Below are 15,566 nucleotides of genomic sequence, written 5' to 3'. Positions count from 1 at the left end.
ATGCTTACCGCCATGTCCGATCACGATAAAGATAAAGTAACGCTATGGCTCAAATTGCAGAAAACCCACTAATCCTGGTTGACGGTTCCTCTTACCTCTACCGCGCTTATCACGCCTTCCCTCCGCTGACCAACTCCGCGGGTGAACCGACCGGGGCAATGTACGGCGTGCTGAATATGCTGCGTAGCCTATTGCTGCAGTACCAGCCAAGCCATGTTGCGGTGGTGTTTGATGCCAAAGGAAAAACCTTCCGTGATGAGCTGTTCGCAGAATACAAATCACACCGGCCACCTATGCCGGACGATCTGCGCGCGCAAATCGAGCCGTTGCACAAAATGGTCAAGGCCATGGGCCTGCCGCTGTTGGTCACGCCCGGCGTTGAAGCCGACGACGTCATAGGCACGCTGGCGCTGGAAGCTGAAAAGGCCGGTCATGCGGTGCTGATCAGCACTGGCGATAAAGACATGGCGCAGTTGGTCACGCCGAACGTCACCTTGATCAACACCATGAACAACACCATTCTCGGCCCGCAGGAAGTGTGCGACAAATACGGTATTCCGCCGGAGCTGATTATCGACTTCCTGGCGCTGATGGGGGATGCCTCGGATAACATCCCAGGCGTACCAGGCGTGGGTGAGAAGACCGCGCAGGGGCTGTTACAGGGCCTGGGTGGACTGGATGTGCTCTATGCGAATCTGGACAGTATCGCCACGCTCAGCTTCCGTGGAGCCAAGACCATGGCGGCCAAACTGGAGCAGAACAAAGAGATGGCATACCTCTCTTACAAGCTGGCCACTATCAAAACTGACGTTGAGCTGGATATTACCTGCGCCGATCTCCAGGTGTCTCCGCTGGACGTCGATACGTTGCAACAGTTGTTCAAACAGTATGAATTTAAGCGCTGGCTGGCAGATGTCGAAGCCGGCGTTTGGCTGGAAGGCAAGAAAGGTGCCGGTGTGAAAGCAACCAGCGCGGCGAAATCTTCTGCCAGTGCAGTGGCGGAAACCGGAAAAGCCCCGGCAGAAGCAACGCTATCGCAAGAGGGTTACGTCACCATTCTGGATGAAGACACCTTCACTGAGTGGCTGGGAAAACTGAAAAAAGCCGAAGTGTTCGCGTTTGATACCGAAACCGACGGCCTGGATACTCTGACCGCTAACCTGATCGGTCTGTCATTTGCCATTGCTCCGGGTGAAGCCGCTTATCTGCCGGTGGCACATGACTATCTTGATGCGCCAACGCAGTTGGATCGCGCTCATGTCCTGGCTGCGCTGAAGCCGCTGCTGGAAGACGAGAAAGCGCTGAAGGTCGGGCAAAACCTGAAGTTTGATATGAGCCTGCTGGCGCGTTACGACATTACGCTGCGCGGTATTGCCTTTGATACCATGCTGGAGTCCTATGTGCTGGACAGCGTGGGCGGCCGTCACGATATGGACAGCTTGTCCGATCGTTACCTTGGTCATAAAACCGTGACCTTCGAAGAGATTGCCGGTAAGGGTAAAAAGCAGCTCACCTTCAACCAGATTGCACTGGAGCAGGTAGCACCTTACGCCGCTGAAGATGCGGACGTGACGCTGCAATTACATTTGGCGATGTGGCCGCAATTGAAGGAAAGCGCCGAGCTGTTGACGGTTTTCAATCAGATTGAAATGCCGCTGTTGCCGGTGTTGTCGCATATCGAACGAACCGGGGTGCTGATTGATCAAAGCATTTTGGCCACCCACTCCATTGAATTGACCAAGCGCCTGGCTGAGTTGGAAATTCAGGCCCATGAACTGGCGGAAGAGCCTTTCAACCTGGCGTCGACCAAACAGTTGCAGGCGATCCTGTACGAAAAACAAAAGTTGCCAATACTGAAGAAAACTCCGGGCGGTGCACCTTCGACTAATGAAGAAGTGCTGGCTGAGTTGGCGCTGGATTACCCATTACCGAAGGTAATTCTGGAATACCGTGGCTTGGCGAAGCTGAAAACCACCTATACCGACAAGCTGCCGCTGATGATTAATCCGGTCAGTGGTCGGGTGCATACCTCCTATCACCAGGCGGTGACGGCTACCGGGCGTCTCTCTTCCAGCGATCCCAACCTGCAGAATATTCCGGTGCGTAACGACGAAGGGCGCCGTATCCGTCAGGCATTTATTGCTCCTGAAGGCTACCGCATTGTTGCTGCCGACTATTCACAAATTGAACTGCGTATTATGGCTCACCTATCGCAGGATGAGGGGTTGTTGAAAGCCTTTGCGGCCGGTGAGGATATTCACCGCGCCACGGCGGCCGAGGTGTTTGGCCTGCCGCTCGATAAGGTGACCAACGAGCAGCGCCGTAGCGCCAAGGCGATTAACTTCGGCCTGATTTATGGCATGAGCGCATTTGGTCTGGCGCGCCAGTTAGGGATCCCACGCGGTGAAGCGCAGCGCTACATGGATCTTTACTTCGAACGTTATCCGGGCGTGCTGGAGTATATGGAGCGCACCCGCCAGCAGGCCGCCAGCCAGGGCTACGTCAGCACGCTGGATGGCCGCCGTCTGTATCTGCCGGATGTCAGCTCCAGCAACGGTATGCGTCGCAAGGCGGCCGAGCGAGCGGCGATTAATGCCCCAATGCAGGGGACGGCAGCCGACATCATCAAACGTGCGATGATCGAGGTGGACGCCTGGCTGCAAGCTCAGGAGAAGCCGCTGGTGCGGATGATTATGCAGGTACACGATGAACTGGTGTTCGAGGTACATGAGTCGGTGCTTGAGGAATCCAATCAGCGTATCCGAGAGCTGATGGAAAACAGCATGGCGCTGGCCGTGCCGCTGAAAGTCGACGTTGGCGTGGGTGCCAACTGGGATGAAGCGCACTGATAATGCGGCGGTTCGTCAGCCAGCTTTCAATGGCAGAGCTAACTGGCGATAACCTAAGCAGTTTTTGTAATTAAGCTACAAGATACGGCGATTGTTTCCGCAACCTCGCCGTTATTACGCTCTAAACTGTGTAAGTAAACTACAAAAAATTCTTTTGCACTGCGAAAAAATCATGTAAAGTTACTCGCGTAGGGTACAGAGGTAAGATGTTCTATCTTTCAGACCTTTTACTTCACGTAATCGGATTTGGCTGAATATTTAGCCGCCCCAGTCAGTATTGACTGGGGCGTTTTTTATTGTAAAAACAAAGCCAAGCCATAAGTTTTTCCTATTCTATCCGAAACGCTTTTTCCTCGTTTTATCCCCTGAATTTGCTCATCCGCTGAGTTCTCATCGTTAAATGGTCATAAGAATTTATGATGATTTTCAGTCAAAACTGTAATTAGATAACGAAAAAGGCCTGATTTCGCGGATCGCAGACGTAAAAAAGCCGATGCGTTTCCACATCGGCTACTGCGGCACCTGGGGCGTTGTTATTCGCCGGCGGTGTCGTCATCTTCCGGCAGTACTTCCGGTGGGATCTCGTTAAACCAGGTGTTCAGTTTCTGGCTCAGCTTGTCGACGCCGATTTTTTTCGGTGAGGAGAAGGCTTCAACCTGGATATCGCCCATAAACGGCACTACCGCTTCACGCACCATATTGAGCTGCGCCTTGCGCGCGCCAGATGCCAGCTTGTCCGCTTTGGTCAGCAGGAGCAGGACCGGCGTACCGACTTCGACGGCCCACTGAATCATCTGTTGGTCGAGATCTTTCAACGGATGGCGGATATCCATCAGCACCACCAGGCCTTTCAGGCAGTTACGCATTTGCAGGTATTCACCCAGCGCACGCTGCCATTTGCGTTTCATCTCTTCAGGAACTTCGGCGTAGCCATAACCTGGCAGGTCGACGAGGCGAATGCCTTCTTCCACTTCAAACAGGTTAATCAGCTGGGTACGGCCCGGCGTTTTACTGGTACGCGCCAGACCTTTCTGGTTGGTCAGGGTATTTAACGCGCTGGACTTACCGGCATTAGAGCGACCGGCGAACGCAACTTCAATACCTTCATCCCCCGGAAGATGGCGAATATCGGGCGCACTGGTGACGAAATGGGTCACATGATAATTGTAATTCTTGCTGGTCAAAATTTTTCGTCTCCGCAAGGATGGCTAACTGGTTGGCGATTATAACTGCATCAGCGGTAAAAATGGTGTGTTTCTCTGTTTTTAAGCATCGGGCCAGCAGGGCGTGGCAGTCAGACCTCTGCGAGCTTGTGAGACATTCGCCATTCGAATAGGGGGCAATGTCGCTTTATTCGAAAGCTGTTTTTATTCTTTACCTTTAAAAACAGAATGTTAATTCTCCGATGTATTTTTTGTTATGCCAATTGCCCGGCAGCTACCTTGAGCCTAACTCCTGATAGCGTAAAGTAGGTTGCAGCACAAGGCTGTGCAGGATTAAGGAACATCCGGGAAGGGTGATAAATCTCATGGAGTGCACAGGAAGTGCTGGAGTGCCAGGATGAACCCAGAAGGAATTGACCTATTTGCATCTGAATTTGCGAATAGCACAAGGATGGTGAAGTCACTGCAATTTGGATGCCCGCAGGAAGCGCGCTCAGGAAGAGTGGATGTGCAGGGATTGTGCCAGGGACGATTTTTCTTTCAGGATGAAGGACGTAGTGCGGCAGGGAATGCGTTTATAGCAAAAGGAAAAACCAGGATGTTGAGTGTGCGCACGGAACGCGTAGCAGGAATATCCTTCGAAAGAGGGTGCAAATAGGCGGCAGGTTTAACCTGCCGCCTTTTTTCTTTGTCCGCTTTCTGCTAGATTCCGCCGCAATCGTATAGCATCTATCTCTATACTGAATCTACATACCTAAGAGCATACGCTATGAACCAGCCATCAAAAGCACCTCGCGCCCCACGCAGCAGCGCGGCGACGCCGAAAAACAAAAAGAAAAGCCGCGCGGAGCTCGATCAGGAAGCCCGTGAACACAAGCGTGCGAAAAAACGCCGTGGTCTCGCTTCCGGTTCTCGCACCCAGGTTGAGTCCACCAATCAAAAAAATAAAGCGGCGGCCCAGACCAAAGATCCGCGTATCGGCAGCAAAGTGCCGGTAGCGCTGGTGGTTGAAGATAAGCCAAAAGCCAAACCGCAACCCAAGCCGAAAGCTGAAGCCAAGCCTAAGCCACGTCTGACGCCGGAAGAAGAACTGGCCAAGCTGGAAAACGATGAGCGTCTGGACGCACTGCTGGATCGCATTGATGACGGCGAGACTCTGAGCGACGAAGATCAGAAATATGTTGATCAGACGCTGGATCGTATCGATGCCCTGATGGAGCAATTGGGCATTGAATTGGGTGATGACGACGAAGAAGAAGAAGAAGAGAAGCGGGAAGATATCCTGAAGCTGCTGAAAGGCGGTAACCCGAAAGACGTAATTTAACGCGTCATGTGGCTGATCCTGACAATAGCCCTACTCTTGATGTGTTATCTGCTGTGGTTATTCGGTAAACTATGGCGGCTGTCTAAACGCAAAACGCGTTTTCGCAGCGCTTCCGCGGCCAGACAGCGTAGACAACTGCCCATTTCCCGGCCCGGTAGAAAAAAATATCGGAAGGAGTGAGCATGTCAGAGCAGGCAATTGTCTGGGATCTGGCCCTGATCCAGAAATATAACTATTCAGGGCCGCGTTATACCTCATACCCCACAGCGCTGGAGTTCAACCAGGGCTATGACGAAGCGGCGTTTCAACGCGCTGCTGAGCGCTATCCAGAACGTCCGCTGTCGCTGTATGTGCATATCCCTTTCTGCCACAAACTCTGCTATTTCTGTGGCTGCAATAAACTGGTGACGCGTCAGACGCACAAGGCCGATGAATATCTGGCGGTGCTGGCACAGGAAATCGCCCAGCGCGCGCCTCTGTTTGCCGGGCGTAAAGTTGGTCAGTTGCATTGGGGTGGCGGCACACCGACCTATCTGAGCAAGTCGCAAATCAGCAAGCTGGTGGCAATGCTGCGCCAACACTTTGATTTTCTCCCCGATTTGGAAATGTCGATCGAAGTCGATCCGCGCGAGATTGAGCTGGATGTGCTCGATCATTTACGCAGCGAAGGCTTTAATCGCCTGAGCATGGGGGTGCAGGATTTCAATAAAGAAGTGCAGCGGCTGGTGAACCGTGAGCAGGATGAAACCTTTATCTTCGCTCTGATCGCTCGCGCCAAGGCTTTGGGCTTTAACTCCACCAATATTGATTTGATCTACGGGCTGCCAAAGCAGACGCCGGAGAGCTTTGCTTACACCCTGCAGCGGGTGGCGGAACTCAACCCGGATCGCCTCAGCGTATTTAACTACGCCCACATGCCGAACCTGTTTGCAGCCCAACGCAAAATCAAAGATGCGGATTTGCCGAGCGCGCAGCAGAAACTGGATATCCTGCAGCAGACCATCGCCTCGCTGACCGAGTCCGGCTATCAGTTTATCGGCATGGACCACTTTGCCCGCCCGGATGATGAACTGGCTGTGGCACAGCGCGAAGGGAAACTGCACCGCAACTTCCAGGGGTACACCACTCAGGGTGACAGCGATTTGCTGGGGCTGGGCGTATCCGCCATCAGCATGCTGGGGGACAGCTATGCCCAGAACCAGAAAGAGCTGAAGACCTATTACAGTAGCGTAGAAGAGCAGGGGCATGCCTTGTGGCGCGGCCTGGCGATGACGGAAGACGACTGTCTGCGGCGTGAGGTGATCAAAACGCTGATCTGCAATTTCAAACTGGACTATCTGGCAATAGAGCAACAGTTCGCTATCGACTTCGCCAGCTATTTTGCCGAAGACCTGCAACTGCTGGCACCGTTTGAACGTGATGGGCTGGTGGAGCGTGACGAGCAGGGTATTCGCGTCACACCGCGCGGTCGGTTACTGATCCGCAATATTTGCATGTGTTTTGATATCTACCTGCGACAACAGGCGCGCACTCAGCAATTCTCTCGGGTTATTTGATGAGTAAAACAACGGCCGCTACAGCGGCCGTTGTTTTAACTGAAGAAATTAATCAGTGCGGCGCACAACACCGCAGCAACGGCTGCCTGTGGTGTGTGGCTGGCGGCAGAGCCAAGCTCCGCGCCTTGGGAAATGAATGCGACCAATGAGTCCAGCATCGAGAGCCTCCAGAGTGTGCGCCCCGATCATACTGCCGGCAGAGCGGCTGTAAAGCCTGAAACCGTCGATTTTTTGTGCGCTTGATTATGTTTTTTATAATCAACAACGCAAACTATTCCATTCCCAACTCTTTCAACTTGCGCGTTAACGTATTGCGGCCCCAACCCAGCAAGCGAGCGGCTTCCTGCTTATGCCCCTGGGTATGGCGCAGCGCGGTAGTGAGCAAGGTGCGCTCCATTTCCGGTTGCGCTTCCGACAGCAAGTTTTGATGACCGGAACGCAGTGCCCGGTCGGCCCACTGCGCCAGTAGCGTAGCCCAACTGTCCGGCAAGCTGTGGCCGGCCGTTTCCGGCGCAGCGGTTTCAAACAGCTCACTCGGCAGATCCTGAATCAGCACTTCCTGCCCGGCGGCCATCACGGTTAACCAGCGACAGGTGTTTTCCAACTGACGCACGTTACCTGGCCACGGCAGACGGGTCAGGGCGGTTTCGGTTTCCGGATGCAGATTCTTCGCCTCAACGCCCAGCTCTTTTGCCGCCACTTGCAGGAAGTAGCGCGCCAGACGAGGTATGTCCTCACGACGTTCACGCAACGGTGGCAGATGTACGCGAATGACGTTCAGGCGATGGAACAGATCTTCACGGAATTTACCTTCCTGTACCCGCAGCTCCAGGTTCTGATGGGTGGCGGCGATAATGCGCACGTCCACCTTCACCGGCGCGTATCCACCGACCCGGTAGAATTGACCATCGGCCAGCACCCGCAGTAAACGGGTTTGAACATCCAGCGGCATATCGCCGATTTCATCCAGGAACAGCGTTCCGCCGTCGGCCTGCTCAAAACGGCCCTGACGGATCTGATTGGCGCCGGTAAAAGCCCCTTTCTCGTGGCCGAACAGCTCGGATTCGATCAGGTCTTTAGGGATCGCCGCCATATTCAACGCGATAAACGGAGATTTGGCTCGCGGGCTGTGGCGATGCAGGGCATGGGCCACCAGCTCTTTACCGGTGCCGGATTCGCCGTTGATCAGCACGCTGATCGATGAACGCGACAGACGGCCAATGATGCGGAACACGTCCTGCATCGCCGGGGCTTCGCCGATAATGTCCGCCACCGGGTCGTTGGCCGGCTGGCTGCGTGCCGGTTGTTGCTGTTCCTGATAATGGCTGATGGCGCGCTCTACCAGCGCGACCGCTTCATCGATATCAAAGGGTTTTGGCAGGTAATCGAACGCTCCTTGCTGGTAGGCGCTGACCGCGGCGTCCAAATCCGAATGTGCCGTCATTATGATGACCGGAAGCATGGGGTGACGCTGCTTGATCTGCTTGAGCAACGCCAGACCATCCATACCCGGCATGCGGATGTCAGACAGCAACACGTCAGGAGTTTGCGTGGCCAGGGCTTCCAGTACCGCATTGCCATTTTCAAAGGTCACGCAACTCACACCCGCTCCAGTGAGCGCGCGTTCAAGCACCCAGCGGATGGAGCTATCGTCATCGACGATCCAGACTATCCCTCGTTGCATAGAAAACCTCACTGGCGAATAGGCAGGTAAACCGAGAATTCGGTATGTCCTGGCCAACTGTTAAATTCAATTTTTCCGCAATGCTGATCGATAAGATTACGGGCGATAGATAAACCCAGGCCGGTACCGCCTTCGCGGCCGCTGACCATTGGGTAAAACAGCGTGTCCTGCAACTGCGCCGGTACGCCGGGGCCGTCATCTTCAATATCGATACGTGCCGCTAACCGGTAGCGGGTGCCGTGCAGGGTGATCTGGAATGCGGTTCGGGTGCGCAGCGTAATGGTGCCACCGGCTTCACCCAGCGCCTGCAGTGCATTGCGAGTGATGTTCAGCAACACCTGTTCGATTTGATCCGGGTCGTGCGCCAACTCCGGCAGGCTCGGGTCGTAGTCGCGTACCAGCGTTACGTTATCCGGCTTCTCCAGCGACACCAGTTGGCAGACTCGCTCCGCCACCTGATGAATACTTTGAGTAATGTGCTGGCCTGGCCGTTGCGGGCCCAGCAGGCGATCGACCAGATTGCGCAGGCGGTCGGCCTGTTCAATGATCACCTTGGTGTATTCGGTCAGCGACGGATCGGGCAGAGCCTTGGCCAGCAACTGTGCCGCACCGCGCAGCCCGCCAAGCGGATTTTTAATCTCATGCGCCAGGCCACGAACCAGATCGCGGGCGGCAACTTGCTGGGCGTGCTGCAGCTGTTCCTGGCTCAGGCGACGTTGGTTATCCATCGGCGCCAGTTCTATCAGGATATAACCTTCAGACAGCGTCTGGGCGGTCAGGGAGAGGATATGCGCGCGCCCGTCAACCACCAGGGTCACTTCGCTATCGGTAAAGCCCTGGCCGGCGCGCAGGCTCTCACGCATCAGATCGACATTCAGCGAAAAATAGCCGAGCAGATCGGGTAACGGTGTACCGAAAAGTTTACGGGAACTTTGTGCCAGCAGTTGTTGTGCCGCCGGATTGGCGTAATGAACCGCCAGCGAGTCATCCAACAGCAGGATGCTGTTGATGAGAGAATTGAGGATCTGCCCAGCATCGGGCAGCTTGCCAGTTGCCATATAGCAGACTCCTGCACCTTTTTAGTGCATCTATCCTACTCCATCCGCCCTGCGTGCGGCACGGAATAGTTTTGCAGAAAATACGGTGGAGAAAAAAACCCATCCGAAGATGGGCAGAAAGTTTCCACGGCAACAAAAAAAGACAACTAAATCTGAGCGCCGTCCGCAGACGGCGCGGTAAAACTTAAACGCTGTAGTACAGTTCGAACTCAACCGGGTGTGGCGTCATGCGAACGCGGTCCATTTCTTCTTTACGCAGATCGATGTAAGCGTCGATCGCGTCGTCGGTGAATACGCCACCGCGGGTCAGGAACTCGCGGTCTTCGCTCAGTGCAGCCAGCGCTTCATCCAGAGAGCCTGCAACTTTTGGAATTTCAGCTTCTTCTTCCGGTGGCAGGTCATACAGGTTTTTGTCCATGGCATCGCCAGGGTGGATTTTGTTAATCACACCGTCCAGGCCTGCCATCAGCAGAGCTGCGAAGCACAGGTATGGGTTGGCCGCTGGATCCGGGAAACGGGCTTCGATACGGCGCGCTTTCGGGCTTGCTACCACTGGGATACGGATGGAAGCAGAACGGTTACGGGCTGAGTAAGCCAGCATCACCGGTGCTTCGTAACCTGGGACCAGACGCTTGTAAGAGTTGGTGGTCGGGTTGGCCAGGGCGTTGATCGCTTTGGCGTGCTTGATGATGCCGCCGATGTAGAACAGGGCAGTTTCAGACAGGCCGCCGTATTTGTCGCCGGCGAACAGGTTAGTCCCGTTCTTGGACAGTGACATGTGGCAGTGCATACCGGAGCCGTTATCACCGAACATAGGTTTCGGCATGAAGGTCGCGGTTTTACCAAATGCGTGAGCCACGTTGTGAACCACGTATTTGTAGATTTGGATTTCGTCGGCTTTCTTGGTCATGGTGTTGAAGCGGGTTGCCACTTCGTTCTGACCTGCGGTTGCCACTTCGTGGTGGTGCGCTTCAACCACCAGGCCCATTTCTTCCATGGTCAAACACATGGTAGAACGGATGTCCTGTGACGAGTCGACCGGAGGAACCGGGAAGTAACCGCCTTTGACTGCCGGACGGTGACCTTTGTTGCCGCCATCGTATTTGGTGCCGGAGTTCCATGCGCCTTCGATATCGTCGATAGCTACGTGGGAACCACGGATGCTGCTGCCGAAACGAATATCATCGAACAGGAAGAATTCTGGCTCAGGCCCGAACAGCACGGTGTCCGCGATGCCGGAAGAACGCAGGAAGTCTTCTGCACGCTTGGAGATTGAACGCGGGTCACGGTCGTAGCCCTGCATGGTGCCTGGCTCGAGGATATCGCAGCGAATGATCAGAGTGGATTCTTCGAAGAACGGATCCAATACCGCCGTGCTGGCGTCTGGCATCAGCACCATGTCAGATTCGTTGATGCCCTTCCAACCACCGATCGAGGAGCCGTCAAACATTTTACCTTCTTCGAAGAAGTCGGCATTTACCTGATGAGAAGGGATGGTAACGTGCTGTTCCTTACCCTTGGTGTCAGTGAAACGCAGGTCTACGAATTTCACTTCATGCTCATTCAGCATCGTCAAAACGTGTTCAGCGGACATACTTAACTCTCCCGGATTTGTCATTGTCTTCGTCGTGGAACGAATCTGTGGAACTGGCTTTTTTTGTCTTGAAAAGACTAAAGCGAAAACTGTGCCAACTTTGCGAAAGCGCTTTAATCGCCTTTCTGCGCGGCTTTTGCACAGAATCAGTATGCACCATCAGTGACGGTTTGCACTTAAATGGTGCAATCAATGCGGAGTGGAGCACTGTAATGGTGCAAAAGTGCACCAGATGCTGCTTTTTGCACCGTGAAAGGGATCACATACTGACCTGTACACAGTTGTTTATAAGAGACTGTTGTGATCTTGTTTAGTCCCTCGCTTAATACGTGTACAATAGCGCGCTATTTCTAATGCCTGAGGCAAAGCTGTGATCGAAAATTTGCGTAACATCGCCATTATTGCCCACGTTGACCATGGTAAGACCACCCTGGTTGATAAGCTGCTGCAACAATCCGGTACTTTCGGAGAGCGTGTAGAAGCCACCGAACGCGTAATGGACTCCAACGATTTGGAGAAAGAGCGTGGGATTACCATCCTCGCTAAAAACACCGCCATTAATTGGAAAGACTACCGCATCAACATCGTGGATACCCCAGGACACGCCGACTTCGGCGGTGAGGTTGAGCGTGTGATGTCAATGGTTGACTCGGTGCTGCTGGTTGTGGATGCAATGGATGGCCCAATGCCGCAAACCCGCTTCGTGACCAAAAAAGCGTTTGCTAATGGTCTGAAGCCGATCGTGGTAATCAACAAGGTTGACCGTCCGGGCGCACGTCCTGATTGGGTTGTTGATCAGGTCTTCGACCTGTTCGTTAACCTCGACGCGACCGATGAGCAGCTCGACTTCCCAATCATCTATGCTTCTGCACTGATGGGGATCGCGGGTACTGACCACAACGAGATGGCGGAAGACATGACCCCGCTGTATCAGGCGATCGTAGACCACGTGTCTGCACCGCAGGTTGAGCTCGAAGCACCGTTCCAGATGCAGATCTCTCAGCTGGACTACAACAACTACGTGGGCGTTATCGGCATCGGCCGTATCAAGCGTGGTAAGGTCAAGCCGAACCAACAGATCACTATCATTGATAGCGAAGGCAAAACCCGTAACGGTAAAGTTGCCAAGGTTCTGACCCACATGGGTCTGGAGCGTATCGAAGCGCCTATCGCTGAAGCGGGTGACATCATCGCTATCACCGGTCTGGGCGAGCTGAACATCTCTGACACCATCTGTGATGTGAACGCGGTTGAAGCGCTGCCGGCACTGTCTGTTGATGAACCGACGGTAACCATGTACTTCAACGTCAACACCTCTCCGTTCTGTGGTAAAGAAGGCAAGTACGTGACTTCACGTCAGATCCTCGACCGTCTGAACAAAGAGCTGGTGCACAACGTGGCACTGCGTGTTGAAGAAACCGAAGATGCTGATGCATTCCGCGTATCTGGCCGTGGTGAACTTCACCTGTCGGTTCTGATCGAAAACATGCGTCGTGAAGGTTTCGAGCTGGCGGTTTCCCGTCCTAAAGTTATCAACCGTAAAATCGATGGCCGCATGCAAGAGCCATTCGAAAACGTGACGCTGGATATCGAAGAACAGCACCAGGGTTCAGTCATGCAAGCCATGGGTGAGCGCAAAGGTGACGTTAAGGACATGATCCCAGATGGCAAAGGTCGTATTCGCCTGGATTACCTGATCCCTGCGCGTGGCCTGATCGGTTTCCGTACCGAGTTCATGACCATGACTTCCGGTACCGGTCTGCTGTACTCCACCTTCAGCCACTACGATGACGTGCGCCAGGGTGAAATCGGCCAGCGCCAGAACGGCGTGCTGATCTCTAACGGCCAGGGCAAGGCGGTAGCATTCGCCCTGTTCGGTCTGCAAGATCGCGGCAAGCTGTTCCTGGGTCACGGTGCAGAAGTGTATGAAGGCCAGATCATCGGTATTCACTCACGTTCTAACGACCTGACCGTGAACTGCCTGACCGGTAAGAAGCTGACCAACATGCGTGCTTCCGGTACTGACGAAGCGACTACCCTGGTTCCTGCTATCAAGATGTCCCTGGAGCAAGCTCTGGAATTCATCGATGATGACGAACTGGTAGAAGTTACGCCAACGTCCGTACGTATTCGTAAACGTCACCTGACTGAAAACGATCGTAAGCGTGCAAGCCGCGGTCCTAAAGAAGCTTAATCGCTGATTTAGTCTGCAACACTTAGGGCGCGTCCAGCGCCCTGAGTTTTTTCCTCTGTCTTTTCCCATTTCTGCCGCGTGCTATACGCTTTTCCACCTGCTCTCTATTCAGCCTCTGTTTTTCCCGCTACAGTAAAATCTCACCGGCCCATCAGGAGAGGACTATGCTGTATATCTTTGATTTAGGTAATGTGATCGTCGATATCGATTTCAAACGTGTACTGGGTGTATGGAGCAATTTAAGCGGTACGCCACTGGCGGTCTTGTCCGAACGTTTCACTATGGGCGAGTTGTTCCAACAGCATGAGCGCGGTGAAATCAGCGATGAAGATTTTGCCGGGCAACTGAGTGAAGAGATGGGCATCGCTCTGAGTTTCGAACAGTTCGCTACCGGTTGGCAGGCGGTGTTTGTCGCCCTGCGCCCGGAAGTGATCGACATCATGAAACGTCTGCGTAGCGAAGGTCACCGTGTCGTGGTGCTGTCGAACACCAACCGCCTGCACTGCAACTACTGGCCGCAGCACTACCCGCAAGTGGCGGAAGCCGCCGATCATCTGTACCTGTCTCAGGACATCGGTATGCGCAAACCGGACGCCAACATCTATCAGCATGTTCTTAACGCAGAAAATACCCCGCCGGACCAGGCCGTGTTTTTTGATGATGTGGCGGCCAATGTAGCCGCGGCTGAAGCTCTGGGGATTAAAGGGGTGCACGTGACCGATCCTGACGTGGTGCCGGCTTATTTTGCCCAATGACCGCAAAGGGTTAAGCTTAAGGCGTACAAACTGACATCAAGGAGTGGCTATGTCATTTTTCCGCCGCAAGAAGCTGCCTTCTGCGATCAAACCCGGCGTCACCTTTGGGCGGCTGCTGATCAAACGCGTCGATAGCGATGGCCTGACTATGTTGGCAGGCCATTTGGCTTACGTTTCCCTACTGTCGCTGGTGCCCCTGGTGACCGTGGTGTTCGCGCTGTTTGCTGCGTTCCCGATGTTCTCCGATATCAGCGTTCAGCTGAAAAGCTTTATCTTCTCCAACTTCATGCCGGCCGCCGGCAACGTGATCCAGAGTTATCTGGAGCAGTTTGTCGCCAACTCCAACAAAATGACTGCCGTCGGCACTTGCGGGCTGATTGTCACCGCGCTGTTGTTGATCTCCTCGGTGGATAGCGTGCTCAATACCATCTGGCGCAGCAAAAACAAGCGTCCAATCGTGTTTTCTTTCGCGGTGTACTGGATGGTACTGACCCTGGGGCCGCTGTTGGTCGGTGCCAGCATGGCGATCAGCTCTTATCTGCTGTCGCTCAACTGGTTGGCGCAGAGCGGTGTCAACAGCCTGGTGGATCAGGTACTGCGTATATTTCCGCTGATCCTGTCATGGATATCCTTCTGGCTGCTGTATTGCATTGTGCCGACGGTGCGGGTGCCGCCCAAGGATGCACTGATCGGTGCGCTGGTGGCCGGGGTGCTGTTTGAACTGGGCAAGAAGGGTTTTGCCTTGTACATCACCATGTTCCCGTCTTACCAGCTGATTTACGGCGTGCTGGCGGTGATCCCCATTTTATTCCTCTGGGTCTACTGGAGCTGGTGTATCGTGTTACTCGGCGCGGAAATCACGGTGACCATTGGGGAATACCGCGACTACCGCCAACAGAAGGCGGAACAACAGGATCAGCCACCAGAAGGGCAGTTATGATTGCGTTAATTCAGCGGGTATTAAATGCCAGCGTTACGGTTGAAGGGCAAACGGTAGGCAACATCGGCCCCGGTTTGTTAGTGTTATTGGGCGTGGAACAGGACGATAACGAGCAGAAGGCCGTTCGCCTGTGTGAGCGTGTACTGGGATACCGCATCTTTGGCGATGAGAACGACAAGATGAATCTCAATGTCCAACAGGCAGGGGGCAGCCTGCTGGTGGTCTCGCAGTTCACGCTGGTGGCCGACACGCAAAAGGGGATGCGTCCGAGCTTCTCTCGCGGCGCGGTACCGCAGGAGGCCGACCGGTTGTACCAATATTTTGTTGGCCAGTGCCGCGAGCGCGGCATAGAAACCCAAACCGGTGAGTTTGCGGCCGATATGAAAGTTGCGCTGGTGAACGACGGGCCAGTGACGTTTTGGCTTCAAGTCTAAGTATTCTGAGAGAGA

General features: G+C 54.1%; 13 protein-coding genes. 8 read left to right on the top strand and 5 right to left on the bottom strand.

What is annotated here, in order from left to right:
• The first annotated feature begins 44 nt into the window (after window positions 1-44).
• Both polA and spfP read left to right on the top strand, forming a co-directional pair.
• Window positions 45-2,849: a DNA polymerase I gene (polA, locus tag ACSOSI_RS25615; RefSeq protein WP_476706349.1), complete on the top strand. Its 2,805-nt coding sequence runs from the start codon at window positions 45-47 to the stop codon at window positions 2,847-2,849.
• A gap of 206 nt (window positions 2,850-3,055) precedes the next feature.
• Window positions 3,056-3,103 (top strand): small protein SpfP, encoded by a 48-nt coding sequence (gene spfP / locus ACSOSI_RS25610; protein ID WP_071892919.1) that lies wholly within the window; start codon window positions 3,056-3,058, stop codon window positions 3,101-3,103.
• Window positions 3,104-3,382: 279 nt separating this feature from the next.
• On the opposite strand, the gene yihA is transcribed toward spfP, so the two are convergent.
• The gene (gene yihA, locus ACSOSI_RS25605; RefSeq protein WP_012147554.1) at window positions 3,383-4,033 is read right to left on the bottom strand and encodes a ribosome biogenesis GTP-binding protein YihA/YsxC; all 651 of its coding nucleotides are present in this window, start codon (window positions 4,031-4,033) and stop codon (window positions 3,383-3,385) included.
• Window positions 4,034-4,781: 748 nt separating this feature from the next.
• Between yihA and yihI the strand changes: the two genes are divergently transcribed.
• Together yihI and hemN are read left to right on the top strand one after the other, a co-directional pair.
• The gene (gene yihI, locus ACSOSI_RS25600) at window positions 4,782-5,336 is read left to right on the top strand and encodes a Der GTPase-activating protein YihI (RefSeq protein ID WP_476706348.1); all 555 of its coding nucleotides are present in this window, start codon (window positions 4,782-4,784) and stop codon (window positions 5,334-5,336) included.
• A 182-nt stretch (window positions 5,337-5,518) separates the two neighbouring features.
• Complete coding sequence (gene hemN, locus ACSOSI_RS25595) at window positions 5,519-6,892, top strand: oxygen-independent coproporphyrinogen III oxidase (protein WP_476706347.1); 1,374 nt, start codon at window positions 5,519-5,521, stop codon at window positions 6,890-6,892.
• A 35-nt stretch (window positions 6,893-6,927) separates the two neighbouring features.
• On the opposite strand, the gene ACSOSI_RS25590 is transcribed toward hemN, so the two are convergent.
• The 4 genes from ACSOSI_RS25590 to glnA all read right to left on the bottom strand — a co-directional run bounded on the left by ACSOSI_RS25590 (window position 6,928) and on the right by glnA (window position 11,228).
• Window positions 6,928-7,050: a YshB family small membrane protein gene (locus ACSOSI_RS25590; protein ID WP_017894468.1), complete on the bottom strand. Its 123-nt coding sequence runs from the start codon at window positions 7,048-7,050 to the stop codon at window positions 6,928-6,930.
• Window positions 7,051-7,163: 113 nt separating this feature from the next.
• Window positions 7,164-8,576 (bottom strand): nitrogen regulation protein NR(I), encoded by a 1,413-nt coding sequence (glnG, locus tag ACSOSI_RS25585; RefSeq protein WP_012147551.1) that lies wholly within the window; start codon window positions 8,574-8,576, stop codon window positions 7,164-7,166.
• Between the two features lie 8 nt (window positions 8,577-8,584).
• A complete protein-coding gene (gene glnL, locus ACSOSI_RS25580) occupies window positions 8,585-9,634 on the bottom strand; it encodes a nitrogen regulation protein NR(II) (RefSeq protein WP_012147550.1) in 1,050 nt (349 codons plus the stop codon).
• Between the two features lie 184 nt (window positions 9,635-9,818).
• Window positions 9,819-11,228, bottom strand: coding sequence for a glutamate--ammonia ligase (glnA, locus tag ACSOSI_RS25575; RefSeq protein ID WP_012147549.1), 1,410 nt, complete (start codon window positions 11,226-11,228; stop codon window positions 9,819-9,821).
• 370 nt (window positions 11,229-11,598) lie between these two features.
• Between glnA and typA the strand changes: the two genes are divergently transcribed.
• The 4 genes from typA (at window position 11,599) to dtd (ending at window position 15,551) form a co-directional block, all read left to right on the top strand.
• Window positions 11,599-13,422, top strand: coding sequence for a ribosome-dependent GTPase TypA (typA, locus tag ACSOSI_RS25570; RefSeq protein ID WP_012147548.1), 1,824 nt, complete (start codon window positions 11,599-11,601; stop codon window positions 13,420-13,422).
• Window positions 13,423-13,586: 164 nt separating this feature from the next.
• Window positions 13,587-14,177: a glucose-1-phosphatase gene (gene yihX, locus ACSOSI_RS25565; protein WP_012147547.1), complete on the top strand. Its 591-nt coding sequence runs from the start codon at window positions 13,587-13,589 to the stop codon at window positions 14,175-14,177.
• A gap of 49 nt (window positions 14,178-14,226) precedes the next feature.
• Window positions 14,227-15,117: a virulence factor BrkB family protein gene (locus tag ACSOSI_RS25560; RefSeq protein ID WP_017894466.1), complete on the top strand. Its 891-nt coding sequence runs from the start codon at window positions 14,227-14,229 to the stop codon at window positions 15,115-15,117.
• Window positions 15,114-15,551, top strand: a complete 438-nt coding sequence (dtd, locus tag ACSOSI_RS25555; RefSeq protein WP_012147545.1) for a D-aminoacyl-tRNA deacylase — start codon at window positions 15,114-15,116, stop codon at window positions 15,549-15,551. Before ACSOSI_RS25560 ends, dtd begins: the two co-directional genes overlap by 4 nt.
• Window positions 15,552-15,566 lie beyond the last annotated feature (15 nt).

The organism is Serratia sp. AR11, from assembly GCF_056376275.1.
Note: the sequence above shows the minus strand (reverse complement) of the source record. Positions and strands in the feature narration are given on the sequence as shown.